The following is a 25,954-nucleotide window of genomic DNA, read 5'->3' on the forward strand; positions in this document are numbered from 1 at the left end:
TACAAGTAAACAAACTACTTAATGAGGAAAACATGAAAAATTTACTTAAACTTTCTGCCATTGCAATTTTAGCGGCAAGCGCAGTCTCTACTTTTGCATCAAACAAAGAACCTTACACTGAACAAGGTACGAATGCTCGTGAAATGACAGAGCAAAAACCGATTCACTGGATCTCTGTTGAGCAGTTGAAAAAAGAATTGGAAGGTAAAGCACCCATTAATGTGAGCTTCGACATTGACGATACTGTACTTTTCAGTAGCCCTTGTTTCTATCACGGCCAAGAAAAATACTCTCCAGGTAAAAATGATTACTTAAAAAATCAAGATTTCTGGAATGAAGTGAATGCAGGTTGTGACCAATATTCCATTCCAAAACAAATTGCGGTGGATTTAATTAATATGCACCAAGCACGTGGTGACCAAATTTATTTTATTACTGGTCGTACAGCGGGCGATAAAGATGGTGTGACACCAGTGCTACAAAAAGCCTTTAATATTAAAGACATGCACCCTGTAGAATTCATGGGCGGTCGCAAACTTCCAACTAAATATAACAAAACACCAGGTATTATTGAGCACAAAGTGAGTATTCACTATGGTGATAGCGATGACGATATCCTCGCAGCAAAAGAAGCGGGTATTCGTGGTATTCGTTTAATGCGTGCTGCTAACTCCACTTATCAACCAATGCCAACCCTTGGTGGCTACGGTGAAGAAGTATTGATTAACTCAAACTACTAATCTTCCTAAAAAGTGCGGTTATTTTGACCGCACTTTTCTTATCTGATTAACCATCTTAATTTTTAAAAAGTTTCTAGGAATATGCTAAAATTTTTGCGTTTCTAGGAGCCTATTTATGTCAGAACTCACGTCTAATCAATATTTAATTATCATTGCCGTGCTGGTTTTTATCAGTATTGTGATGCTTTTTCTATTAAGCCGTAGCAAACGAGATACGCAAGAATTACAACAAGATCTCAATAAAACCATCGACGATTACAATCAATTGGCTGAGCGTTTTGATTCCTTAAGTGTGGTCAAAAATCAATTAGAACAACAAGCCGTTAAAGCACAAACTCATGCGGAAGGATTGCAAACTCGCCTTAATGAACGTGATGAAAAAATCCAATATTTAGAAAAAGAATTGGATGAAGAACAGCTCCGACACGATCAAATTGGCGGGCAAATCACCGCATTAAAAGAACGCTTTGGGATCGCATCAGCACAAGCCGAAAGCTTACAAGGTCAATTACAACAAGCGCAAGAAAATGTACTTAGAAAAGAACAAGAGCAGCAAAAAACGCAGGAAAAATTGACCTCACTTTCACAAGAATTAACGAAGTTGAAAACCACCCTTTCCGAAAAAGAAAAGCATTTTGCCGAACAGCAACAGCATATTGAACAATCCAAACAACAGCTAGGCGTGGAATTTCAAAATCTGGCCAACCGCATTTTGGAAGAAAAAAGCCAATCCTTTAATCAAACCAATCAAACCGCATTGGAAACCTTGTTGAAGCCTTTCCGTGAACAAATCGAAGGCTTCCAAAAACGGGTCAATGAAATCCATTCGGAATCGGTGAAAGGTAATGCGGGCTTAGAAGCGGAAATTAAAAAAGTATTGGAAATCGGCTTAAATATGTCGCAAGAGGCCAATAATTTAACTTCTGCGCTAAAAGGGGAAAAGAAAACCTTAGGCAACTGGGGAGAAGTGCAACTTGAACGCGCACTTCAACTTGCGGGACTCATTGAAAACGTACATTACAGTGCGCAGGCCCATTTTAAAGATGAACAAGGCGGTCGAAACTATCCTGATTTTGTGCTTAATCTGCCCGATGAGAAAAACATCATCATTGATAGCAAAATGTCATTGAATGCTTACGAAAGTGCGGTCAATTCTGAGGATGAATTTGAACGTGAGCGTTTACTAAGGGAGCATATTAAAGCCCTGAAAAATCACATTGATGACTTGCACCGCAAGGATTACAGCAATTTGATAGGCATGCGCAGTCCTAATTTTGTCTTGATGTTCATTGCAGTGGAACCCGCTTATATTGAAGCCTTAAAATTAGATCCAAATCTATTTAATTATGGCTACGAGAAAAATGTGATTATGGTTTCGCACACGACCCTCATGCCAATTTTACGCACAGTGGCGAATTTATGGCGTATCGAACGCGGCAACGCCGAAGCGAAAGAAATCGCAGAAAAAGCAGGTGAAATTTACAACCAGATTTGCCTGGTGGCAGAACGTTTAAACAAACTGGGGAACACCCTTTCCACTGTGAGCAATCAATACAACAGCACCGTCACCGCCCTTGTGGGACAACAAGGTTTAGTGGGTAAGGTGGAACGTTTTAAAGACTTGTCAGCGAAAGCTAACAAGAGCATGCCAAACGTTGAATTACTCAATAATGACGTGGACTTAACGCGCCTATCCCTTATAACTACCGAGAACGGGGTAAAATAAAGCATACCTGTTGAATTTTTCTTTAAAAGCGGCTATTTTCTTGCCGCTTTTTTATTTAAATTTTTTATTTGTGAGGAATTTATGGCAACGGAACAAAAAGAAATCACGGATCCATGTGCAAAATATAACGAACAAACCAGTTTTCTAAGTAAAACAATTTTTGCGAGTCGTTGGCTACAAGTGCCTATTTACTTAGGTTTAATTGTCGTGCAAGGCATCTATGCCTACAAGTTTATGAAAAACTTGTGGTATCTCATCACCAATGTTAATGAGATGGATTCTGACACTATCATGCTCACCGTACTCAATCTCATTGACGTGGTGATGATTGCGAACTTATTAGTGATGGTGACATTAGGCGGTTATGAGATTTTCGTCTCAAAACTACGCACGAAAAATCATCCGGATCAACCTGAATGGATGAGCCATGTGAATGCGACCGTGCTGAAAGTGAAGCTTTCTATGTCAATTATCAGCATTTCGTCTATTCACTTATTGCAAACCTTTGTGAATGCCTCAAAAATTTCTGAAAAAACGATTATGTGGGAAGTGATTATTCATTTTTCTTTCTTGATTTCAGCGATTGCAATGGCTTATACCGACAAAATCCTCTACAGCACAAGCCACAAAAACCATTAATACACAAAGTGCGGTCAAATTGACCGCACTTTTGTTTTCTAGAACTCATCTTGGTGTTTAAATTTCAATAAATCTCGACGTTCCTTTTTGTTTGGACGACGATCAGGATGTGGCATCGAAAGTGCATTATTTTTTCTTGCCCATGCCATTTCTTCGCGTTTTTTCACACTCTGTGCCGTTTCTTGGTAAAGTAATTGGGCCTCAGGGGCACCACGGCGTTGATCACTTAAAGCAATCACTTCAATTTCTTTTTCATCACTGCCTTGACGGAGCTTAATCATAGCGCCAACCTCTACAGTTTTACTCACCTTGGCACGTTGACCGTTGTAATGGACTTTGCCCCCTTCAATCATCGCTTTCGCAATGCTACGGGTTTTATAAAAATACGCCGCCCAAAGCCATTTATCTAATCGTACTTCGTTATTTTCAGCCATAACTCTTCCTATTTCTCTCACTTTGCGTATGATGAGCCAATAACAAGATAATAGGGCTAATATCATGAAAAAACAACTTCCACACATTCTCTCCCTTTCCACGGTGGCAAAATCCCGCTTGTTTGAAATTCAAGCTGTCGATCTCAAATTCTCCAACGGAATTGACCGCACTTATGAACGCTTCCGCCCTTTTAATCACGATTCAGTCATGGTGATTGCGATTGATGGAGAGGATCTACTCCTGGTTCGCGAATATGCTGTCGGAACAGAACAATATGAATTAGGCTTTGTAAAAGGTGGAATGGATATAGGAGAAATACCCGAACAAAGTGCGAATCGTGAATTGCAGGAAGAAATTGGTTTGGGTGCAAAAAAATGGACGTTTTTACGCACAATGAAGATTAATCCACAAATCATGGGCCACAATATGCACGTTTTACTAGGTGAAGATCTATATCCAAATCAACTGGAAGGGGATGAACCCGAACCATTAGAAATCGTGCGTTACCCTTTATCTCAACTTGATGACCTACTTGTGAGTGATGAATTTAATGAGGCAAGAAACTTAACCGCACTTTATACCTTACGAGATTATTTAAAAAAACGTAAATAAATCGACGAAATTTAGATAAATTCTAATCACAAGCGATTAACTTTAAATAAAACTTGAATAATTATTCTTTTTTTGAGAATGTATAGCCATTTTTCAAAAATAAATAGGAAAATTTATGTCTCATGATAATTTAAAAGAATTGACCTTCCGAGGAATGTTCCTTGGGGCGTTAATTACAGTGATCTTCACTGCATCTAACGTTTATTTGGGTCTTAAAGTGGGGATGACTTTCGCCTCCTCCATTCCGGCTGCCGTAATCTCTATGGCAATTTTAAAATTCTTCAAGGATTCCAGTATCTTAGAAAATAACATGGTGCAAACCCAAGCTTCATCAGCGGGGACATTGTCTTCTGTTATTTTTGTTCTTCCAGGTCTATTAATGATGGGTTACTGGCAGGAATTCCCATTCTGGCAAACCGTGCTTATCTGTGCCTCTGGCGGTACGTTGGGCGTACTATTCACTATTCCATTACGTCGTGCGATGGTGGTAAACAGCGACTTACCTTATCCTGAAGGTGTGGCTGCAGCCGAAATCTTAAAAGCAGGCAATAACGACGAAAGTGACAGTGGTGTAAAAGATATCGCTTATGGCGGTATTTTTGCAGGGACTGTTGCGTTCTTAACGAATGCATTACGTGTCATGTCTGATAGTGCAAGTGCATGGTTCTCTAACGGCAAAGCCGTTTTCCAATTACCGATGGGCTTCTCACTCGCCTTATTAGGCGCCGGTTATTTAATTGGTATCGTGGGCGGTCTTGCGATGTTATTCGGTACATTCCTCGCTTGGGGTGTAGCTGTGCCTTATTTCACCGCAACGGGTGATATGCCAACCGACGCGTCAATCGTGAGCTACGCAATGACTGAATGGAAAACCAAAGTTCGCTTTATCGGTGTGGGGACTATCGGTATTGCAGCAATTTGGACATTATTAATCCTTCTCAAGCCAATGATTGAAGGGATGGTTCATTCTTTCCGTATGTTAAAAGGTTCACAAGCTGAATCAGAACATCGTATTGATATCGACTTATCGCCAAAAACCATTATTTATATTTTATTGGCGACTGTCGTGTTAATCGTGACTTCCTTATATCACTTCGTTGCAGCGGCACCAATTTCTGCTGAACTTGCCGTGTTATTAGTGGTAGTTTGTACTCTGCTTGCGGTGTTAATTGGCTTCTTCGTCGCAGCGGCATCGGGTTATATGGCGGGATTAGTTGGTTCATCTTCAAGCCCAATTTCAGGTATCGGGATTATTTCCGTTATCGTAATTTCACTTGTTTTAGTGACCATTGGTAAAAGCAGTGGCTTATTTGAAACGGCAGACGGTCAAAAATTCTTAACCGCATTGACCTTGTTCACCGCATCTATCGTATTAACCACAGCCACTATTTCAAACGATAACTTACAAGACTTAAAAACCGGTCTTTTAGTTGAAGCAACACCTTGGAGACAACAGGTTGCATTAATCATTGGTTGTTTCGTTGGTGCATTAGTGATTGCGCCGGTATTAGAAATTTTATACCACGCTTATGGTTTCACGGGTGCATTACCACGTCCAGATATGGATCCAACACAAGCACTTTCCGCGCCACAAGCAACGATTATGACAACCATTTCAAAAGGTATTTTCACCAACCAATTAGAATGGACTTACATTTTAAGTGGTGTAGGTTTAGGTGTGGTGTTAATCATCGTAGATGCGCTTATGCGTAAAACCAGCAACGGTCGTTTTGCGCTACCAGTATTAGCGGTTGGTATTGGTATTTACCTTCCACCATCAATCAATATGCCGGTTGTGGTCGGCGCGGTGATGGCATGGCTTCTCACCCGTCATATTAAAAACTATGCAAAACGTGCTAATGATACAGAAGTGGAGAAAAAAGCAGAACGTTTCGGCACACTTTTCGCTGCTGGTTTAATCGTGGGTGAAAGCTTGATGGGCGTAATCTTAGCCTTCATTATCGCAGCATCTGTCACATCAGGTGGTTCTGAAGATCCATTATCCCTAGGATTAGAAAATTGGGATAATATGGGCGAATTACTTGGTCTTGCCGTATTTATCTTTGGTATCTTGATTTTCGTTTCTCGTGTATTACGCGCGAAAAAATCGAAATAATAGATTAAAATAGGCTGTCCTCGGATAGCCTATTTTTCTAGGAGCTTAAGGTGTCAACTCAATCCCCTTATTTGAAAGCGATTATTGTCTTCCCATTGCTTACCCAACTGATAGGCAGTGTTATCGTTTATATCGTTTTCAAACTAGACAACTACAGAGAAGGTTATTTCGACTCTGCGTTATTTGGCTTCTTTTTGACATTTTGGCCTCTCACTGTTCCGGCGATAATCAATGCTTACTTTGCCAAATGCCGAGGTTATCTAAGCCATCATTGGAAGAAAATTCTCCTTTTTTCATTTATCATTATTTTTGTTTATTGGAGTATCGGCAATGTCGTGATCGCACCAAATACGAAATACCTCACTGACCGTATATCCTTCATCTTAGGCGGTTCTGCTATCATGGCAATCTATACGACAATTTTCCTCTCCTTGTTATTACCGAAATCAAAGTAGAGAATAAATATGCAATTATCTCAATCTCTTCTCGATCAAGTCCGTACGCTTGCCAATGAAGCGGGAAAACATTTGGCCCGTTTTTACCAACAGAATGTGGCAATACAAACCAAATCGGATAACACACCTGTTACAGAGGCAGATTTATTTGTCAGCCAGTTTTTAATCGAAAAACTGACCGCACTTTTCCCCGACATTCCTGTTCTTTCTGAGGAAAACTGCAATATCCCCTTTGAACAACGCCAAACTTGGCAAACTTATTGGCTAATCGATCCCCTTGATGGCACGCAGCAATTTATTGATCGCACGGATCAATTTTCGGTGTTGATTACACTCGTGCGAAACCATCAACCTGTACTGGGTGTTATCCATTTCCCTATTTTGAATATTACCTATTACGCCATGAAAGACTTCGGAGCATTCAAACAAAGTGAAAAAAAGATAACACGCTTACAGACACGAAAAATCAATCTCACCAAACCGTTAAAAATCGCCGTAGGCGCCACCACCTCACAAGAAAAAGTGCGGTCAATTTTAGCAAAGAATTTAGCATGCGAATTTACGGTGGTCGGTTCGAGTAGCTTAAAAAGCGGTTTAGTCGCTGAAGGGGCGGTTGATTGCTATATTCGCCTCGGCAAAACCGGCGAATGGGACACTGCCGGCGCTGAAGTTTTATTAGCTGAAATCAATGGGGGAATTTTTGATCCACACTTTCAACCGCTCACCTATAACCAGCGTGAAAGTTTAATTAATCCACCCTTTGTGATAGTGTCAGATAATACACAAAATTGGGCATCTGTCTTTCAATTTAATTGATTGGTTCGATTGGTAAAGTGCAGTAATATATTGCATTATTTAAAAACGCTACTCGGAACAATAAGGAATAATATGCAAACGAATAATAACTGTATCGTAATTTTTGGTGCTTCCGGTGATTTAACTCACCGTAAACTCATTCCAGCCCTTTATAATCTCTACAAAATTGGGCGTTTGAGTGAAAACTTTTCTGTTCTAGGTGTTGCTCGCTCTGAGTTGAATGATGAAACTTTCCGCGAAAAAATGCGTGAGGCGTTAATCCATAATGAAGAAACAACACCAGAAACCTTAGATGCTTTCTGTTCTCATCTTTATTACCAATCGGTGAATACTTCGGATGCTCAAGATTATGGCAAACTTGTTCCACGCCTAGATAATCTTCATGATAAATATAAAACTTGTGGTAACACCCTTTACTATATGTCCACTCCGCCAAGTCTTTATGGCGTGATTCCTGAGTGTTTGGCCGCACATGGTTTAAATACAGAAGAATATGGCTGGAAACGAATTATCGTCGAAAAACCTTTTGGTTACGATGAAAAAACAGCGCAAGCATTAGACGTACAAATCCATCGTTTCTTTGAAGAACACCAAATTTATCGTATCGACCATTATTTAGGTAAAGAAACTGTTCAAAACTTGCTTGTATTACGTTTCTCAAATGGCTGGTTTGAACCACTTTGGAACCGTAATTTCATTGATTATGTAGAAATTACGGGTGCAGAATCTATTGGCGTGGAAGAGCGCGGTGGCTATTATGATGGTTCTGGCGCAATGCGAGATATGTTCCAAAACCATTTATTGCAAGTATTAGCGATGGTGGCAATGGAGCCGCCTGCAATTATTAATGCGAATTCCATGCGTGACGAAGTAGCAAAAGTGATGCATAGTTTGCGTCCATTAACTGCCGAAGATATGGAGCATAATCTCGTTTTAGGTCAATACACTGCAGCTGAAATTAACGGCAAAATGGAAAACGGCTATTTAGAAGAAAAAGGCGTACCGGCAGATTCTCGCACTGAAACTTACATCGCATTACGTTGTGAAATTGAAAACTGGCGTTGGGCGGGCGTACCTTTCTATGTACGTACCGGTAAACGCTTACCGGCTCGCGTGACAGAAATTGTGATTCACTTTAAAACCACACCACATCCGGTATTCAGCCAAAATGCACCAGAGAATAAATTGATTATTCGTATTCAACCAGATGAAGCGATTTCAATGCGTTTTGGTTTGAAAAAACCAGGTGCAGGTTTTGAAGCGAAAGAAGTTTCAATGGATTTCCGTTATGCAGATTTAGCAGGCGCACAAGTATTAACTGCTTATGAACGCTTATTGTTGGATGCGATGAAAGGCGATGCTACCTTGTTTGCTCGTACCGATGCTGTGCATGCTGCATGGAAATTTGTGCAACCGATTTTAGATTACAAAGCTAATGGTGGTCGGATTCACGAATATGAAGCCGGCACTTGGGGCCCTGTGGCAGCCGATAAATTAATTGCAAAACAAGGCAAAGTTTGGCGTAAACCGACAGGTTTAATGAAGAAAAAAGTTTAATTAATCTAATGTAGGGTGGGATTTAGCCCACCGCTCTTAATATCTAACATAATAAATTGTGGGCTAAAACCCAACGGAAAATCAATGAACTATATCAGCTTCCCAACGGCTCAACACGCAGTCGATAAGATTGCACAAGAATTTTTGATTTATGGCCAATTAAATCACCCTGTGCATATTTCCCTTTCTGGTGGTTCAACGCCTAAGTTATTATTTAAAACCCTAGCCAAATCACCTTATGCGGAACAAATTAACTGGAAAAATCTGCATTTTTGGTGGGGAGATGATCGTATGGTTCCGCCATCTGATCCTGAAAGCAACTATGGTGAAGTGCAGAAACTTTTATTCGATTATATTCAAATTCCCACAGAAAATATCCACCGAATTCGTGGTGAAAATGAACCGCACTTTGAGCTAAAACGCTTCGAAGAAGAATTAAGTGTGGTCATTCCAAACGGTGTTTTTGATTGGATCATTTTAGGCATGGGGACAGATGGCCATACTGCTTCTCTCTTCCCACATCAAACCAATTTTGATGATGCAAACCTTGCAGTCATTGCCAAGCACCCTGAAAGTGGTCAAATCCGTATTTCAAAAACAGCCAAATTCATCGAACAAGCCAAACGCATTACCTATTTGGTCACCGGCGAAAGCAAAGCAGATATATTAAAAGAAATCCAAACTACCCCTGCAGAAAATCTGCCTTACCCTGCAGCAAAAATTAAAGCAAAAAATGGTGTGACGGAATGGTATTTGGATAAAGAGGCAGCAAAATTGTTATAGCAAGTAAATAGTAATCTAATTGGTGTGTGAGTATGCGAATGATGGATTAATCTATTTAAACGTTATGGAAATAAAAATGGAAAAATCAATTAATAATAAGACAAAGGTTATCGATGCTCTAAAAGAACTTGGTGGAACAGGAGCATTACAAGAAATATATGACGCTGTTGAAAAAATCTATCCAAATACAATCGAATATTATAAAAATGAAGAATCTTATAAAGCTATGATTAGAGATTGTCTTGAGTCTCATTCATCCGATTCTGAGAAATTTAAAAGTACAAAAGAAGATCTATTTTATATTGTCTTCAATAAGGGGGATGGGATCTGGGGACTTAGAGAATATATTGAGGCACATGATATCTCTTCTAATGAGGAATTAGATACAGAAGGGATTTCTAATTCGAAATATAGAAAAACACAAGGAAAATTCAGAAGAGAACTACTAAGAGTTTATAATAATAAATGCCCATTTACTGAAATTGATGCTTTATCACTCTTAGTGGCAAGTCACATAAATCCTTGGCATTGTGATGAGGGGGCTAGAAATAATACAAATAATGGGATTATATTATCAATTCACTTAGATAAATTATTTGACATAGGCTTAATTTCCATGTCTGAAGATGGTCAATTATTGTATAAAAATGATAAAGTAAAAACACTTATTGAAAAAAATTTTCATTTAAAAAATACATCTCTAGACAAAAAGTTTTTAACAGAAGAAAGGCTACAATTTTTAAAATCCCACAGAAAACGTCATAAATATTCTCAATAAATTTTCAAAATTATTGCGTAATTACCTACTTTAGCAACAGGAGAAAACAATGTCAGTAAAAGGCGACATCGGTGTTATCGGCTTAGCCGTAATGGGGCAAAACCTCATTTTAAATATGAATGATCATGGCTTTAAAGTTGTGGCATATAACCGTACGACTTCAAAAGTGGATGAATTTTTACAAGGTGCGGCAAAAGGCACCAATATTATCGGCGCATACTCTTTAGAAGATTTAGCTTCTAAATTAGAAAAACCACGCAAAGTAATGTTAATGGTACGTGCGGGTGATGTAGTGGATCAATTCATTGAGGCATTATTACCGCACTTAGAAGAAGGCGACATCATCATTGATGGGGGTAACTCAAACTATCCTGATACCAACCGTCGTGTTAAAGCATTGGCTGAAAAAGGCATTCGTTTTATCGGTTCGGGGGTTTCGGGCGGTGAAGAAGGTGCGCGTCATGGACCATCTATCATGCCAGGTGGTAATCACGAAGCATGGCCATATGTTAAACCAATCTTCCAAGCAATCTCTGCTAAAACAGAACAAGGCGAACCTTGCTGTGACTGGGTTGGTGGAGAAGGTGCAGGCCACTTTGTAAAAATGGTTCACAATGGTATCGAATATGGCGATATGCAATTAATCTGTGAAGCTTACCAATTCTTAAAAGAAGGTTTAGGCTTAAGCTATGAAGAAATGCAAGCTATCTTCGCAGAATGGAAAAAAACTGAACTTGATAGCTATTTAATTGATATCACCACCGATATTCTTGGTTATAAAGATGCTGATGGTGAACCATTAGTTGAAAAAATCTTAGATACAGCTGGCCAAAAAGGGACTGGTAAATGGACAGGTATCAATGCATTAGATTTTGGTATTCCATTAACCTTAATCACTGAATCTGTCTTTGCTCGTTGCGTATCTTCATTTAAAGATCAACGTGTTGCCGCTAATCAATTATTCGGCAAAACAATTCAACCTGTTGAAGGCGATAAAAAAGTTTGGATTGAGGCGGTGCGTAAAGCCTTATTGGCGTCTAAAATTATTTCTTATGCACAAGGCTTTATGCTGATTCGTGAAGCCTCTGAACAATTTGACTGGAACATCAACTACGGCGCAACGGCATTATTATGGCGTGAAGGTTGTATTATCCGTAGCCGTTTCTTAGGCAACATTCGGGATGCATATGAAGCAAATCCAGATTTAATCTTCTTGGGTTCAGATAGCTACTTCAAGGGCATTTTAGAAAACTCATTAAGTGACTGGCGTAAAGTGGTGGCAAAATCTATCGAAGTGGGTATCCCAATGCCTTGTATGGCTTCTGCTATTACTTTCTTAGATGGCTATACTTCAGCCCGTTTACCGGCAAACTTATTGCAAGCACAACGTGACTACTTCGGCGCACATACTTATGAACGTACTGATAAACCACGTGGTGAATTCTTCCACACCAACTGGACAGGTCGCGGTGGCAACACAGCATCTACCACTTATGATGTGTAAGTCTAAAAACTCATGATAAACTCACCGCACTTTGTTCGAATAAAGTGCGGTTTATTTTTACCTTATTTTGGAGAAACCTATGTTACCTCAATCACGCTTAGATAAAATTTCAGAAATGGAAAACCTTCTCAATGAAGCGGAGAGTTTCTTAGCTGACGCGGAACAATTTCTTGAAAAATGGCAAGCTTTCTTACCAAAAATGAAAACCTTAGAACACTATTATTTTGATGGTGACTGGCGAGACGATTATCAAGCTTATGAGGACGGTAAAATCCCAGAGGATATGCCTTGTGGTGTATTAAGTGAAGATTTAGTATTTAATGCGAGTACAGGACACCATGGATTGGCGATTGAATATTTGAAAGTGGTTGCGAAAGTATTAGATCAAGCTAAAGATTAACATTCAATATATTCAATTGTTCAAAAAAACATCGAAAAACGCATATTTTTGAACTTTCATTCATCTCCGTTTGTCTTATGGAGTACTATCAATATGGATAGTTTTATATGTTAAACACGGAGAGATCCTATGAAATTAATTGGAAAATCACTTGTTATCGCGATGACTATTATTTCCCTTGCTGCATGTGGAAATATGAACCGTACACAAAAAAATACAACAGCTGGCGCAGCTATTGGTGGTGCAGCAGGCTATATGCTTGGTGGTAATACCGCGACCACATTAGGTGGTGCCGCATTAGGTGGTGTAATCGGTAGCCAAGTCAATAAATAGTCAAAAAAATAACCGCACTTAATAAGTGGCGGTTATTTTTTTATTATTTCTCATCTGTTTTTTCTGTGCTTGGTTTACGGCGTTTACCAATATTTTTCGTATCTTTATGACGTAATTTGGCTTTCCTCTTCACCTCTGATTTTTTCTTTTCTTCACGTTTTTCTTTAATACGCGCTTTTTGCTTTTTAGACATAGATTTTACTTCACCATCTTTTGGTGGTTTAGTGCGAGGTTCTAAGCCTTCTAAAATACGCGCTTTCAACAGCTCTTCCGTGTAGCGTTTAATTTTACCGAGCAATTTGTAATCATGTGCTTCAACAAAAGAAACGGCAGTACCTTTTTTCCCTGCACGAGCCGTACGACCAATACGATGTAAATACGTATCTGCACTATAAGGCAAATCGAAGTTCATGACGTGTGTCACATCATCAATATCAATCCCGCGAGCTGCCACATCAGTAGCCACTAACACAGTAACAACACCTGATTTCAATTTATCAATGGCATTATTACGTTGTGTTTGCGCCATATCGCCTTCTAAATAAGTAGAACGAATGCCACGTTTACGCAAGGTTTCAGAAAGCTCACGCACATCTTCACGACGACGGACAAACACAATGCCGCGACTCACGTTCTCGGTTTCGATAAAACGTGCAAGCAACTTGATTTTATGTTCATTGCTGTCGGCGTGATAATACCATTGGTTGATTTTCTTACGCTCGCGACGACTTGGTTCGGCATCAATTTTTACCGGATCATTCAATAAACGTTCTGCGAAATCAACTAATAGCTCCCCTTCTAATGTGGCAGAGAAAAGAAGGGTTTGTTTACGCCAACGCGTTTCAGCGGCAATTTTCTCCGCATCTTGGCCAAAGCCCATTTGCAACATGCGATCTGCTTCATCAAAAATCAGCATTTCTACCGCACGACAATCAAAGTTTTCTTCTTTGATGTATTGCAATAAACGCCCCGGTGTTGCCACCACGATATCCTGATTTGAATTAAATACTTCCCCATGATTTTGATACGCCACACCGCCAGTAATGGTTGCAATCTTCAAATGCGTGAATTGCGCCAGTTCTTCTGCTTGTTCTGCAACCTGCATCGCCAGCTCACGAGTTGGCGTTAAAATTAAAATGCGAGGTGCGCCTGGTTTACGACGTGGATAATCCAATAAATGCTGAATTGCCGGCAATAAAAATGCGGCCGTTTTACCCGTACCTGTTGGTGCAGAACCGAGCACGTCACGCTCTTCCATAGCAGCAGGAATCGCTTCTAATTGAATGGCTGTTGGGCGAGTGTAGCCTTTCTTTTCTAAGGCTTTTAATAATTCAGGGGAAAGATCGAATTCTTCAAATGGGGATAAATTCATTATTTTGCGTTAATTTGTTAAAATTGGAGCTGATTATACCTGAAAGTGCGGTCATTTTCCGCAAGATTTTATGAGCAGCTTTACCTTTAAACAATTCCATATTAATCAACAACATTGTGCAATGAAAGTCGGCACTGACGGCATTTTACTGGGTGCATGGGCAGATGTGTCTGATTGTCAGCGTATTCTTGATATGGGGACTGGCACAGGCTTGGTTGCATTAATGCTTGCCCAACGAAGTCATGAGCATTGCCAAATTGAAGCCGTTGAGCTTGATCCCCTTGCAGCACAACAAGCACAAGAAAACTTCAAGGCTTCGCTATGGCACAATCGTCTTCATTTAACACACCAAGACGTGCAAACTTATTGCCAACAAATAGCACATCAATTTGATTTAATTGTGGCTAATCCGCCTTATTTTGCACAAGGCGCAGAATGTAAAAATGACGAACGAGCACTTGCCCGTTATGTTCAACAAAGTCATTTAGATTGGTTAAATTGGGCGATGAGTTGTTTATCCGAAAAAGGAAAAATCAGTTTTGTCTTACCTTATGAGGCAGGGAAAACATTGATAAATTCAACCGCACTTTATTGCATTAAGCAGACTGATGTCATTACAAAAATAGGAAAAGCACCACAACGAATGTTACTCACGTTTAGTCGGGAGCATTTACCACAGGTAAAACATAGCCTGGTGATTTATAACGAAAACAATCAGTACACAGAGAAATTTATTGCGTTGACGAAGGCATTTTATTTAAAAATGTAAGGGCATATTACTATGCCCTTTTTAATTAATGTGATTAGTGGCTTTCCGCTTTGACGAGTTTCGTCCAGTTATAATAACCATATAATGAGTTGAGTAAGTAAGCACTATACATTAAGTACATTGCAGGCTGTTCTGCCCAAAGCAAAATGGAAAGCACATTTAAAATAATCCACAATAACCATTGCTCACGATAACGTAAAATCATCAATAATTGCGCTGCTACGGTAATAATCGTGGTTAAACCATCTAATCCTGTAGAACTCCCGCCTGCGGCTTTTAAAGCCTGTACAAAGCAGAATGTACCAATCCCAACACTCACGAGTAAAACAGCCCAACCTTTTGGCGTCAAGGCTTTTGCAATCACACTTTCACCGCCGTTATCATTTTGCATGTGTTGTTTCCACATAAAATAACCGATAAATTGTGATGGGATATACACATAGAGCACCGTATTCATTTCACCAAGGAAATTGTTTCCCCAGGCGACATAAAAATAGGTGTAAGCAAAAATAAGCCCAAAGAAATAGTTACTAATTTTACCTTTACTCACCAATACGACACAGAGAATACCTGCAATGCCCGAAATCATGCCTAATGGACTATCCGGTGCAAGAACATAAGCAATAATTTGTGCTGCAAGGAAAATAACTACCCATACCACTTCAAAAGGCTTCCAACCTGATAAAAATTCTTCTTTAAGTCGTTCTGTCCAATTCATGGAACACTCCTGTTTTATGAAAAAGTACGTCATTTTTACACCGCACTTTTTTAAAGTAAAGCTTAGGTGAGATTTAATTTAATTATTGTGAGAAAAATCACACTTTATTTTTCATGCTTTTAGATGTCCATGCCTTGCTTTCCCTTATAATCAGACTACAATATCGCCCCATTTTAAGAGATTCATTAAAAGGAAGATGATGTCATTTGCAATCGGTCAACGTTGGATTAGTGAAACCGAAAATAACCTCGGATTAGGGATGATTACAGCCTTAGATTTCCGTTCTGTAACCCTTCACTTTCCTGCTACAGATGAAACCCGAATTTACGCGGTGGCGCAAGCACCATTAACTCGAATTGCATTGAATAAAGGGGAACAACTTCATCACCAAGCAGGTTGGCAAGGTGAAGTCCTTGATATTCAAGAAATGAATGGTCTCTTATTTTATTTAGTCAAAAATGCACAAGGCGAAGACGTTATCGTCAATGAAAAAGAACTTTCTCCGATAATATCTTTTAGCCAAGCGAAAGATCGCCTCTTTTCATCACAGATTGATCGTAGTGAACATTTTGCATTGCGCTATCAAACCCTTCTGCATCAACAAGCTCAATTTCAATCGCCTTTGCGCGGTTTACGAGGCAATCGTGCGGGTTTAATTCCTCATCAACTTCATATTGCGCAAGAGGTAGGAAATCGGATAAATCCTCGCGTGCTCTTAGCGGATGAAGTAGGGTTAGGTAAAACCATTGAAGCGGGCATGATTTTACAAAATCAGCTTTTTGCTGAAAAAGTACAACGAGTGTTAATCATTGTACCGGAAACCTTGCAACATCAATGGCTTGTCGAAATGCTTCGTCGTTTTAATTTACATTTTTCATTATTTGATAAAGAACGTTGTGAAGATTTTGCCGAACAAGCCATCAATCCATTTAGCACGGAAAGCTTAATTATCTGTGCATTAGATTGGTTGAAAGCACATCCTCATCGCGTACAACAAGCTATTGAAGCTGAATTTGACTGTTTAATTGTCGATGAAGCGCACCATTTGGCTTGGTCTGAAAATGCACCAAGTACCGCTTATTTATTGGTGGAACAATTAGCGAATGCTATTCCGTCTGTTTTATTACTCACGGCAACACCTGAACAATTAGGTTTGGAAAGCCATTTTGCACGATTACGCTTGCTTGATCCTGAACGTTTTTATGATTACCAAGCCTTCTTAAAAGAGCAGGAAAATTACCAACCTGTTGCGGATGCCGTGCAATCTTTACTCTCAGAGAAGCCGCTAAGTGCGGTCGAAAAAAATCATATTTCTGATTTACTCAATGAGCAGGATGTCGAACCATTATTCAAAGCCTTAAACTGTAATAATGACGACGAAAAGCAAGCTGCACGCCAAGAACTCATTCAAAATCTCATCGATAGACACGGTACAAGCCGTATTTTATTTCGCAATACACGCCAAGGGGTGAAAGGTTTCCCGCGTCGGGTTTACCATCAAATAACGATTGATGCGGCTGAAGTAGACGAAAAAATTCATTGGTTAATTGATTTTCTAAAATCACACCGAAATGAAAAAATCTTAGTCATTTGTAAAACAGCACAAACGGCAATTCAACTTGAGCAAGTTTTACGAGAAAAAGAAGCCATTCGTAGTGCTGTTTTCCATGAAAGAATGTCGATTATTGAACGAGATCGCGCGGCGGCTTATTTTGCCGATACCGATAATGGTGCACAAGTTTTACTGAGTTCTAGCATTGGTTCTGAAGGCAGAAATTTCCAATTTGCTTGTCATCTCGTACTCTTCGATTTACCAGAGAATCCTGACTTACTTGAGCAATGTATTGGCCGTTTAGATCGTATTGGACAAACACGAGATGTAAAAATTTATGTACCTTGCCTCGCAAACTCTACGCAGCAAGATTTAGCACGTTGGTATCATGAAGGTTTAAATGCCTTTGAACAAACGTGTCCTATCGGTATGACACTGTTTGAACAATATGAATCGTTACTAAAAGTGCGGTCAGAAAACAAAGAGAATTTTGAGCTACTTATTCTCCAAACGCAAAAACAAGCAAAAGCATTGCGCTTAGCCTTAGAGAAAGGACGCGATCGTTTGTTAGAATTAAATTCTAATGGTGGAGAAAAGGCACAACGACTTGCGGCAGAAATTGCTCAAACAGATAATTCAGCACAATTAGTCGATTTTGCACTAAATTTATTTGATATTATTGGTGTAGAGCAAGATGATTTAGGTGAAAACAGCATTGTTATCACACCAACGGGCACCATGCTTGTTCCTGATTTTCCAGGACTAAAAGAAGAAGGTGTCACAGTAACCTTTAACCGACAACTTGCCCTTGCTCGTGAGGAATTAGAATTTCTTACCTGGGATCATCCAATGATACGCCAAGGCATTGATTTAATCGCTTCTGGTGACATTGGCAAAGCATCGATGGCATTATTAGTCAATAAACAGCTGCCTGCTGGCACGCTGCTAGTTGAATTGATTTATATGATTGAAAGCCAATCACCAAAGGGTTTGCAACTGAATCGTTTTCTTCCACCTACACCTGTTCGCTTATTACTGGATAGCAAAGGAAACGATCTCGCCGGACAAGTTAATTTTGACTCATTGCAAAATAAACTTAAGCCGCTAGGTAAAGACATTGCGAATAAAATGGTAAAAATGGCTCGTCCAAATATTGAGCAATTAATTAAACTAGGCGATCACAAAATGACCGAAATCGCACAAGCTCAAATTCAAGAAGCCAGTAGATTAGCAGATCAAACATTGAGCAATGAACTCAATCGACTTATAGCCTTGAAAGCAGTAAATAAAAATATTCGCCAGGCGGAAATTGATGTATTAGAAAAACAACGCGTGCTTTCGCTGGAAGAGTTAAGTAAATCAAGCAGGCGATTAGATAGCCTTCGGGTAATAGTGACAAACAAGGAATAATATGGCACTTATTGAATACCATCCCCCTTTAGAACCGTATTTAGATATTATCTATCAAGATAATCATATCTGCGTGGTAAATAAACCAAGCGGTTTACTTTCAGTTCCTGGCAATCAACCTGAATACTACGATAGTGCAATGAGTCGGGTAAAAGAGAAATTTGGATTTTGTGAACCTGCGCACCGTTTAGATATGGCCACAAGTGGGATTATTCTATTTGCATTAAGTAAAGCGGCAGATAAAGAGTTGAAACGTCAATTCCGTGAACGTGAGCCAAAGAAATATTATCAAGCTTTAGTATGGGGATACTTAGAACAAGATAGTGGGGAAATTAATCTTCCTATAATTTGTGATTGGGAAAATCGCCCGCGCCAACGCATTGATTTTATATTTGGCAAAAGAGCGGTCACTTTTTATGAAGTTTTAGAACGGTTACCAACTAACTGCACTCGAGTGAAACTGACTCCAATCACAGGACGTTCGCATCAACTTCGTTTACATACGCTCTCGCTTGGACATCCCATTTTAGGAGACAAGTTTTATGCTCACCCACAAGCTAAATCGATGTCACCTCGCTTATGCTTACATGCAGAAGAGCTTACGATTACGCACCCTATTACAGGTGAAAAAATGACATTCAGAGCTAAAGCTGAATTTTAGAAAAAGAAATATAAAAAAGGCTCACACCAGTGAGCCTTTTTATTTTATAACAAATTATTATTCCGCTGCTGCTTCTGCAACTTCTGGACGATCAACTAACTCAATGTATGCCATTGGAGCGTTGTCACCTGCACGGAAACCACATTTTAAGATACGGGTGTAACCACCTGCACGTTGAGCAAAACGTGGACCTAATTCATTGAATAATTTCGCAACAGTTTCGATGTTACGAGTACGAGCGAATGCTAAACGACGGTTTGCAACGCTATCTTCTTTTGCTAATGTAATTAACGGTTCAACTACACGACGTAATTCTTTAGCTTTTGGTAAAGTAGTCTTGATGATTTCATGACTAACTAAAGCACTTGCTAAGTTACGGAACATCGCTTGGCGATGGCTGCTATTACGGTTTAGTTGACGACCACTCTTACGATGGCGCATGATCTTATCCTTCTCAGAAAAATCTTAACCTATGACCAAACTAGTCTTCAGCAATACTTGCTGGTGGCCAATTCTCAAGGCGCATACCAAGTGACAAGCCACGTGAAGCGAGAACGTCTTTAATTTCAGTAAGAGATTTCTTACCAAGATTAGGCGTTTTTAATAACTCAACTTCTGTACGTTGTACTAAGTCACCGATATAGTGAATTGTTTCTGCTTTCAAACAGTTAGCAGAACGAACTGTCAACTCTAAGTCATCAACAGGACGTAATAAAATCGGATCGAATTCCGGTTTTTCTTCCTTGACTTCAGGTTGACGAACATCACGCAAATCAACGAATGCATCGAGTTGCTCTGCTAAAATTGTTGCTGCACGACGAATTGCTTCTTCCGGATCAATAGTCCCGTTAGTTTCTAACTCAATAACTAGTTTATCTAAGTCAGTACGTTGTTCAACACGTGCTGCTTCAACATTGTAAGCAATACGGTCAACCGGGCTATAACAAGCATCCACTAATAAACGACCAATTGGACGATCTTCATTTTGTGAATGAGTACGAGCAGATGCTGGTACATAACCTCTACCACGTTGAACACGAATACGCATATTAATAGATGCATTTTCGTCTGTTAAGTGACAGATTACATGTGATGGATTAACAATCTCAACATCACCATCATGGGTGATATCAGCTGCAACAACAGGGCCAATTCCAGATTTATTTAATGTCAGAATAACATCATCTTTATTCTGTACTTTAACCGCTAGACCTTTAAGGTTTAAAAGAACTTCAAGAATATCTTCCTGAACACCTTCTTTACTACTATATTCGTGCAGTACGCCATCAATTTCTACTTCAGTTACAGCACAACCTGGCATTGAAGACAGAAGGATACGACGTAATGCATTCCCTAGAGTATGACCAAAGCCACGCTCTAACGGTTCTAAGATCACCTTAGCATGAGTAGAGCTAATTTGCTCGATATCTACTAAGCGTGGTTTTAAAAATTCTGTAACAGAACCCTGCATTTTATCCTCTCTTTGCTTTTAAGCTTAACTATTATTTAGAGTAAAGCTCAACGATCAGATGTTCGTTAATGTCTGCTGATAAATCAGAACGTTCAGGAACACGTTTGAACACACCTTCCATTTTCGCAGAATCAACTTCTAACCAAGTTGGTTTTTCTCTTTGTTCTGCTAATTCTAATGATGCTTTAATACGTGCTTGTTTTTTAGATTTCTCACGAACAGCAACGACATCATTTACAGAAACTTGGAAAGATGGGATATTTACAACACGACCATTTACGACAATCGCTTTGTGGCTCACTAATTGACGAGCTTCTGCGCGAGTTGCAGCAAATCCCATGCGATAAACAACGTTATCCAATCTACCTTCTAATAATACTAGTAAGTTTTCACCAGTATTACCTTTTAAACGGTTTGCTTCTTTATAGTAGTTACGGAATTGACGTTCTAAAATACCATAGATACGACGAACTTTTTGTTTTTCACGTAATTGACTACCATAGTCAGACAAACGCGGTTTACGAGCACCGTGTTGACCTGGTGCTGTATCAATTTTACATTTTGAATCAATCGCACGCACACCTGATTTAAGGAATAAATCAGTGCCTTCACGACGGCTGAGCTTGAGTTTAGGGCCCAAATATCTTGCCATTTTCTTTCTCCAACTATCCTATTACGCCATTAAACACGACGTTTTTTCGGTGGACGACAACCGTTATGAGGAATCGGAGTCACATCAGTGATGTTCGTGATACGGAAACCCGCTGCATTTAATGCACGGATTGTTGATTCACGACCCGGACCCGGACCTTTAACCATAACTTCCAAGTTCTTTAAGCCGAATTCTTTAACGATTTCAGCACAACGTTCTGCAGCAACTTGTGCAGCGAACGGGGTAGATTTACGAGAACCACGGAAACCTGAACCACCTGCTGTAGCCCAAGCTAAAGCATTACCTTGACGGTCAGTAATGGTAACGATTGTGTTATTGAAAGATGCGTGAATGTGTGCTACGCCATCTACAACTTGTTTTTTTACACGTTTACGTGCACGAACTGGTGTTTTAGCCATTCTTTATTTACCCCGACTATTTTTTGATCGGCTTACGTGGACCCTTACGGGTACGCGCATTAGTTTTAGTACGTTGACCACGTACCGGTAAACTACGACGATGACGTAAACCACGGTAACAACCTAAGTCTAAAAGACGTTTGATGTTTAGTGTTACTTCACGACGTAAGTCACCTTCAACGGTAAATTTACCAACTTCGTCACGCAGTTTGTCAATCTGCTCTTCAGACAATTCGCTGATCTTAACATCTTCAGCAATACCCGCTGCAGCACAAATGCTTTTAGAACGAGTTTTACCGATACCGTAAATTGCAGTTAAAGCGATTACAGCGTGTTTGTGATCAGGAATGTTAATGCCTGCAATACGGGCCACTATGCACTCCTATTATTTTAACTAATTTGGTATTCTGATCTTGAAAAGCCCGTTTTCAGGATACTCAAACAGAATACCAAGGACATAAATGAGTTGAGTAGTATAACTACTCAACCGGTTCTTTGCAAGAAGAAATGTTAATTAACCTTGACGTTGTTTATGTTTAGGGTCGCTGCATAATACGCGAACAACACCTTCACGTTTAACAATTTTACAGTTACGACACATCTTCTTAACGGAAGCGCGAACTTTCATTGCTTATCCTTTTTACTTAAATGAACAATTACTGTCCAAAACCTTTAAGGTTTGCTTTTTTTAACGCAGATTCATATTGAGACGACATTAAGTGACTCTGAACTTGCACGATAAAATCCATAATTACAACAACAACGATTAATAAGGAAGTACCACCGAAGTAGAATTTAACATCCCATGCTGATGTCATAATATAAGGGACTAAACATACGAACGTTACATAAAGACCGCCAATTAATGTTAAGCGAGTCATTACTTTATCAATGTAACGTGATGTTTGTTCACCTGGTCTAATTCCTGGGATAAATGCACCAGATTTTTTTAGATTATCTGCTGTATCACGTGGATTATATTGCATTGCAGTGTAGAAGAAACTGAAGAAAATAATCGCTACCGCATAAACAAGAAGATATAAAGGTTGTCCAGGATTCAACAACATTGATAAGTCATTTAACCACTCAAACTTATCATTTTGACCAAACCATTGTGTCAATGTAGCAGGGAATAAAATAATGCTTGAAGCAAAAATTGCTGGCATTACGTTTGCCATATTAACTTTTAATGGTAAGTGAGTTGAATGACCACCTAAAATTTGACGTCCTTGTTGACGCTTAGCATATTCAACACGAATTCTACGTTGTCCACGTTCTACGAAGACAACAAAATAAGTTACTGCAAAAACAATAGCAGCGATTAGTAGAAGAACTAAAGGATGCATTTGTCCTTGTCGAGCTTGCTCAACTGTTTCGATGATTGCATGTGGCAACCCTGCAACAATACCACCAAAAACAAGAATTGAGATACCGTTACCAATACCTCTTTCAGTAATTTGCTCACCTAACCACATTAAGAACATGGTTCCGGTCACAAGACTCACTACTGCAGTGAAGTAAAAAGTAAAACCGATATTTGGCACTAACTGTGGCAACATATTCGGTAAACCGGTAGAAATTGCGATAGCTTGGATAGTAGCAAAAACCACCGTTGCATAACGAGTATACTTGGTGATTTTTCTTTGTCCTGCTACGCCTTCTTTCTTCAATTCTGCTAAAGCAGGTGAAACCGTAGCAAGCAATTGCATTACGATAGATGCCGAGATATACGGCATAATACCTAATGCTAAAATTGATGCTCGGCTCAATGCACCACCAGAGAACATGTTTAACATATCAATGATGGTGCCTTTTTGTTGTTCAACTAATTGAGCTAGCACGGCGGCATCAATACCAGGAAGCGGAATAAAAGAACCAATACGATAAACGATAAGTGCACCTAATACAAAAAGCAATCTGCTTTTTAGTTCACCAGTACCACTATTAGTACTTCTGCTTTGATAACCTGGTTGTTTAGCCATTTGCTAATTATTCCTCAACTGAACCGCCAGCAGCTTTGATCGCTGCTTTTGCACCTTTAGTTACACGTAAACCACGTACAGTAACTGCAGATTTCACTTCACCAGCTAAGATAACTTTAGCGAATTGAATATCTTTAGTTAAAATGTTTGCAGCTTTTAATGCTTCTAAAGTGACAACATTTCCTTCAACTTTAGTTAATTCGTTTAAACGAACTTCAGCAGTTACAGCTGATTTCATTGAAGTGAAACCAAATTTTGGTAAACGACGGTACAATGGCATTTGACCACCCTCGAAACCACGACGAACACCGCCACCAGTACGAGATTTTTGACCTTTATGACCACGACCACCAGTTTTTCCTAAACCTGAACCAATACCACGACCAAGGCGTTTTGCACTGTGCTTAGCACCTTCAGCCGGAGATAGAGTATTTAAACGCATTCTCTTACTCCTCCACTTTAACCATGTATGAAACTTGGTTAATCATACCACGTACTGCCGGAGTATCGATTAACTCAACAGTATGGTGCATATGGCGAAGACCAAGACCACGCAAGGTAGCTTTGTGCTTCGGTAAACGAGCAATTGAGCTACGAACTTGAGTTACTTTAATAGTTTTAGCCATTATCAATTACCCCAAAATTTCATCAACGGTTTTGCCGCGTTTAGCAGCAACCATTTCTGGTGATTTCATATTTGCTAATGCATCAATAGTTGCACGAACAACGTTGATTGGGTTGGTTGAACCATACGCTTTAGAAAGAACATTACGTACACCAGCAACTTCTAACACTGAACGCATTGCACCACCTGCGATGATACCTGTACCTTCGCTAGCTGGTTGCATAAATACGCGAGAACCAGTGTGAACACCTTTAACTGGGTGTTGTAATGTACCTTCATTTAAAGCGACATTAATCATATTGCGACGTGCTTTTTCCATCGCTTTTTGGATCGCTGCCGGAACTTCGCGAGCTTTACCATAACCAAAACCTACGCGACCGTTACCATCGCCTACTACTGTTAAAGCAGTAAAGCTCATAATACGACCACCTTTTACAGTTTTTGATACACGGTTTACTGCGATTAGCTTCTCTTGCAGTTCACCAGCTTGTTTTTCGATGTTTGACATCTCAATTTACCTCATTAGAACTGTAGACCAGCTTCACGTGCAGCGTCCGCTAAAGTTTGGACACGACCATGATATTTAAAACCGGAACGGTCAAAAGCAACGTCTTTAACGCCTTTTGCTAATGCGCGCTCAGCAACAAGTTTACCTACTACTGCTGCGGCATCTTTATTACCGGTATATTTAACTTGCTCACGAATTGCTTTTTCAACAGTTGAAGCAGCGGCAAGCACTTCTGAACCGTTTGGTGCAATAACTTGTGCGTAGATATGACGCGGAGTACGGTGAATAACTAGACGAGTTACACCTTGCTCTCTCATCATATGACGTGCACGAGCTGCACGACGGATACGAGCTGATTTCTTATCCATAGTGTTACCTTAATTATTTCTTCTTAGCCTCTTTCATACGTACTACTTCATCAGAGTAACGTACACCTTTACCTTTATAAGGTTCAGGACGGCGATAAGCGCGAATATCTGCTGCAACTTGACCAATTAACTGCTTGTCTGCACCTTTTAAAACGATTTCCGTTTGTGAAGGGCATTCTGCAGTAATACCTGCTGGTAAAGTGTGCTCCACAGGGTGAGAGAAACCTAAACTTAATGCAACTGCGTTGCCTTTAATTTGAGCTCTGTAACCAACACCCACTAGTTGTAATTTCTTAGTGAAGCCTTCAGTAACACCGATAACCATTGCATTAACTAATGCACGAGCTGTACCCGATTGAGCATTCGCTTCAACAAAACCTTCACGTGGAGTGAAAGTAAATTGACCATTATCTTGTTTAACTTCAACTGAGTGATGAATTGTGCGAGATAACTCGCCATTTTTACCTTTTACTGTTAATAGCTGACCGTCGAGTTTAACTTCAACGCCGGCAGGAATATTAACAGGTGCCTTTGCAACACGAGACATTTTCCT

General features: G+C 39.7%; 31 protein-coding genes. 16 read left to right on the forward strand and 15 right to left on the reverse strand.

Features of this window, described 5'->3' with window-relative positions; genetic code table 11:
- Positions 1-32 precede the first annotated feature (32 nt).
- The 3 genes from aphA (at position 33) to DPV97_RS05285 (ending at position 3,105) form a co-directional block, all read left to right on the forward strand.
- On the forward strand, positions 33-740 hold the full coding sequence (gene aphA, locus DPV97_RS05275; RefSeq protein ID WP_014064597.1) for an acid phosphatase AphA: 708 nt from the start codon (positions 33-35) through the stop codon (positions 738-740).
- Between the two features lie 115 nt (positions 741-855).
- Complete coding sequence (locus DPV97_RS05280) at positions 856-2,466, forward strand: DNA recombination protein RmuC (RefSeq protein ID WP_070712407.1); 1,611 nt, start codon at positions 856-858, stop codon at positions 2,464-2,466.
- Positions 2,467-2,547: 81 nt separating this feature from the next.
- Positions 2,548-3,105, forward strand: a complete 558-nt coding sequence (locus tag DPV97_RS05285; protein ID WP_111382915.1) for a TIGR00645 family protein — start codon at positions 2,548-2,550, stop codon at positions 3,103-3,105.
- A gap of 38 nt (positions 3,106-3,143) precedes the next feature.
- On the opposite strand, the gene hslR is transcribed toward DPV97_RS05285, so the two are convergent.
- Entirely contained in the window at positions 3,144-3,539 is a 396-nt protein-coding gene (gene hslR, locus DPV97_RS05290; protein WP_070712489.1) for a ribosome-associated heat shock protein Hsp15, read from the reverse strand.
- 64 nt (positions 3,540-3,603) lie between these two features.
- On the opposite strand from hslR, the gene nudE reads away from it, so the two are divergent.
- The 10 genes from nudE to DPV97_RS05340 all read left to right on the forward strand — a co-directional run bounded on the left by nudE (position 3,604) and on the right by DPV97_RS05340 (position 12,894).
- Positions 3,604-4,152 carry an ADP compounds hydrolase NudE gene (gene nudE / locus DPV97_RS05295; RefSeq protein ID WP_070712491.1) on the forward strand — a complete coding sequence of 183 codons (549 nt, stop codon included), beginning with the start codon at positions 3,604-3,606 and terminating at the stop codon, positions 4,150-4,152.
- 115 nt (positions 4,153-4,267) lie between these two features.
- On the forward strand, positions 4,268-6,268 hold the full coding sequence (locus tag DPV97_RS05300) for an OPT family oligopeptide transporter (RefSeq protein ID WP_083313254.1): 2,001 nt from the start codon (positions 4,268-4,270) through the stop codon (positions 6,266-6,268).
- A gap of 50 nt (positions 6,269-6,318) precedes the next feature.
- Positions 6,319-6,723, forward strand: coding sequence for an HI_0559 family membrane protein (locus DPV97_RS05305; protein WP_070712494.1), 405 nt, complete (start codon positions 6,319-6,321; stop codon positions 6,721-6,723).
- Between the two features lie 9 nt (positions 6,724-6,732).
- Positions 6,733-7,539: a 3'(2'),5'-bisphosphate nucleotidase CysQ gene (gene cysQ / locus DPV97_RS05310; RefSeq protein ID WP_070712495.1), complete on the forward strand. Its 807-nt coding sequence runs from the start codon at positions 6,733-6,735 to the stop codon at positions 7,537-7,539.
- A gap of 72 nt (positions 7,540-7,611) precedes the next feature.
- Positions 7,612-9,096, forward strand: coding sequence for a glucose-6-phosphate dehydrogenase (zwf, locus tag DPV97_RS05315; protein ID WP_070712496.1), 1,485 nt, complete (start codon positions 7,612-7,614; stop codon positions 9,094-9,096).
- Positions 9,097-9,180: 84 nt separating this feature from the next.
- On the forward strand, positions 9,181-9,879 hold the full coding sequence (gene pgl, locus DPV97_RS05320; RefSeq protein WP_070712498.1) for a 6-phosphogluconolactonase: 699 nt from the start codon (positions 9,181-9,183) through the stop codon (positions 9,877-9,879).
- Between the two features lie 76 nt (positions 9,880-9,955).
- On the forward strand, positions 9,956-10,657 hold the full coding sequence (locus DPV97_RS05325) for an HNH endonuclease (protein WP_070712500.1): 702 nt from the start codon (positions 9,956-9,958) through the stop codon (positions 10,655-10,657).
- A gap of 49 nt (positions 10,658-10,706) precedes the next feature.
- Entirely contained in the window at positions 10,707-12,161 is a 1,455-nt protein-coding gene (gene gnd / locus DPV97_RS05330; RefSeq protein ID WP_070712502.1) for a decarboxylating NADP(+)-dependent phosphogluconate dehydrogenase, read from the forward strand.
- Positions 12,162-12,240: 79 nt separating this feature from the next.
- Positions 12,241-12,561, forward strand: a complete 321-nt coding sequence (locus DPV97_RS05335) for a DUF4298 domain-containing protein (protein ID WP_070712503.1) — start codon at positions 12,241-12,243, stop codon at positions 12,559-12,561.
- Positions 12,562-12,690: 129 nt separating this feature from the next.
- Positions 12,691-12,894, forward strand: a complete 204-nt coding sequence (locus DPV97_RS05340) for a YMGG-like glycine zipper-containing protein (protein ID WP_049373078.1) — start codon at positions 12,691-12,693, stop codon at positions 12,892-12,894.
- A gap of 43 nt (positions 12,895-12,937) precedes the next feature.
- Here the strand turns inward: DPV97_RS05340 and srmB are convergent, their stop codons facing one another.
- Positions 12,938-14,266 carry an ATP-dependent RNA helicase SrmB gene (gene srmB, locus DPV97_RS05345; protein ID WP_070712505.1) on the reverse strand — a complete coding sequence of 443 codons (1,329 nt, stop codon included), beginning with the start codon at positions 14,264-14,266 and terminating at the stop codon, positions 12,938-12,940.
- Positions 14,267-14,336: 70 nt separating this feature from the next.
- Here srmB and DPV97_RS05355 point away from each other — a divergent pair, with 70 nt between their 5' ends.
- A complete protein-coding gene (locus DPV97_RS05355) occupies positions 14,337-15,035 on the forward strand; it encodes a tRNA1(Val) (adenine(37)-N6)-methyltransferase (RefSeq protein ID WP_070712507.1) in 699 nt (232 codons plus the stop codon).
- 34 nt (positions 15,036-15,069) lie between these two features.
- Here the strand turns inward: DPV97_RS05355 and pnuC are convergent, their stop codons facing one another.
- Positions 15,070-15,753 (reverse strand): nicotinamide riboside transporter PnuC, encoded by a 684-nt coding sequence (gene pnuC, locus DPV97_RS05360; RefSeq protein ID WP_070712509.1) that lies wholly within the window; start codon positions 15,751-15,753, stop codon positions 15,070-15,072.
- Positions 15,754-15,952: 199 nt separating this feature from the next.
- Here pnuC and rapA point away from each other — a divergent pair, with 199 nt between their 5' ends.
- Together rapA and rluA are read left to right on the forward strand one after the other, a co-directional pair.
- Entirely contained in the window at positions 15,953-18,715 is a 2,763-nt protein-coding gene (gene rapA / locus DPV97_RS05365; protein ID WP_070712511.1) for an RNA polymerase-associated protein RapA, read from the forward strand.
- Between the two features lies 1 nt (position 18,716).
- Positions 18,717-19,376, forward strand: coding sequence for a bifunctional tRNA pseudouridine(32) synthase/23S rRNA pseudouridine(746) synthase RluA (gene rluA, locus DPV97_RS05370; protein WP_070712513.1), 660 nt, complete (start codon positions 18,717-18,719; stop codon positions 19,374-19,376).
- 57 nt (positions 19,377-19,433) lie between these two features.
- Here the strand turns inward: rluA and rplQ are convergent, their stop codons facing one another.
- The 12 genes from rplQ to rplF all read right to left on the reverse strand — a co-directional run bounded on the left by rplQ (position 19,434) and on the right by rplF (position 25,948).
- Positions 19,434-19,817 (reverse strand): 50S ribosomal protein L17, encoded by a 384-nt coding sequence (rplQ, locus tag DPV97_RS05375; protein WP_005695104.1) that lies wholly within the window; start codon positions 19,815-19,817, stop codon positions 19,434-19,436.
- A 40-nt stretch (positions 19,818-19,857) separates the two neighbouring features.
- Positions 19,858-20,847, reverse strand: a complete 990-nt coding sequence (locus DPV97_RS05380) for a DNA-directed RNA polymerase subunit alpha (RefSeq protein WP_005695102.1) — start codon at positions 20,845-20,847, stop codon at positions 19,858-19,860.
- 31 nt (positions 20,848-20,878) lie between these two features.
- Positions 20,879-21,499, reverse strand: a complete 621-nt coding sequence (gene rpsD, locus DPV97_RS05385; RefSeq protein WP_005625866.1) for a 30S ribosomal protein S4 — start codon at positions 21,497-21,499, stop codon at positions 20,879-20,881.
- Between the two features lie 29 nt (positions 21,500-21,528).
- Positions 21,529-21,918: a 30S ribosomal protein S11 gene (rpsK, locus tag DPV97_RS05390; protein ID WP_005543603.1), complete on the reverse strand. Its 390-nt coding sequence runs from the start codon at positions 21,916-21,918 to the stop codon at positions 21,529-21,531.
- 16 nt (positions 21,919-21,934) lie between these two features.
- A complete protein-coding gene (rpsM, locus tag DPV97_RS05395; RefSeq protein ID WP_005548758.1) occupies positions 21,935-22,291 on the reverse strand; it encodes a 30S ribosomal protein S13 in 357 nt (118 codons plus the stop codon).
- A gap of 141 nt (positions 22,292-22,432) precedes the next feature.
- Positions 22,433-22,546 (reverse strand): 50S ribosomal protein L36, encoded by a 114-nt coding sequence (gene rpmJ / locus DPV97_RS05400; protein ID WP_005625868.1) that lies wholly within the window; start codon positions 22,544-22,546, stop codon positions 22,433-22,435.
- Between the two features lie 28 nt (positions 22,547-22,574).
- Entirely contained in the window at positions 22,575-23,900 is a 1,326-nt protein-coding gene (secY, locus tag DPV97_RS05405; RefSeq protein WP_070712515.1) for a preprotein translocase subunit SecY, read from the reverse strand.
- Positions 23,901-23,907: 7 nt separating this feature from the next.
- Positions 23,908-24,342, reverse strand: coding sequence for a 50S ribosomal protein L15 (gene rplO / locus DPV97_RS05410; RefSeq protein WP_070712517.1), 435 nt, complete (start codon positions 24,340-24,342; stop codon positions 23,908-23,910).
- Between the two features lie 4 nt (positions 24,343-24,346).
- Positions 24,347-24,526, reverse strand: a complete 180-nt coding sequence (rpmD, locus tag DPV97_RS05415) for a 50S ribosomal protein L30 (protein WP_005543631.1) — start codon at positions 24,524-24,526, stop codon at positions 24,347-24,349.
- 6 nt (positions 24,527-24,532) lie between these two features.
- Positions 24,533-25,033, reverse strand: a complete 501-nt coding sequence (rpsE, locus tag DPV97_RS05420) for a 30S ribosomal protein S5 (RefSeq protein ID WP_005695098.1) — start codon at positions 25,031-25,033, stop codon at positions 24,533-24,535.
- Between the two features lie 14 nt (positions 25,034-25,047).
- The gene (gene rplR, locus DPV97_RS05425; RefSeq protein WP_005695097.1) at positions 25,048-25,401 is read right to left on the reverse strand and encodes a 50S ribosomal protein L18; all 354 of its coding nucleotides are present in this window, start codon (positions 25,399-25,401) and stop codon (positions 25,048-25,050) included.
- A 13-nt stretch (positions 25,402-25,414) separates the two neighbouring features.
- Positions 25,415-25,948: a 50S ribosomal protein L6 gene (rplF, locus tag DPV97_RS05430; protein ID WP_005695095.1), complete on the reverse strand. Its 534-nt coding sequence runs from the start codon at positions 25,946-25,948 to the stop codon at positions 25,415-25,417.
- Positions 25,949-25,954 lie beyond the last annotated feature (6 nt).

It is taken from the genome of Haemophilus parainfluenzae, assembly GCF_003253005.1.
Lineage (GTDB): Bacteria > Pseudomonadota > Gammaproteobacteria > Enterobacterales > Pasteurellaceae > Haemophilus_D > Haemophilus_D parainfluenzae_M.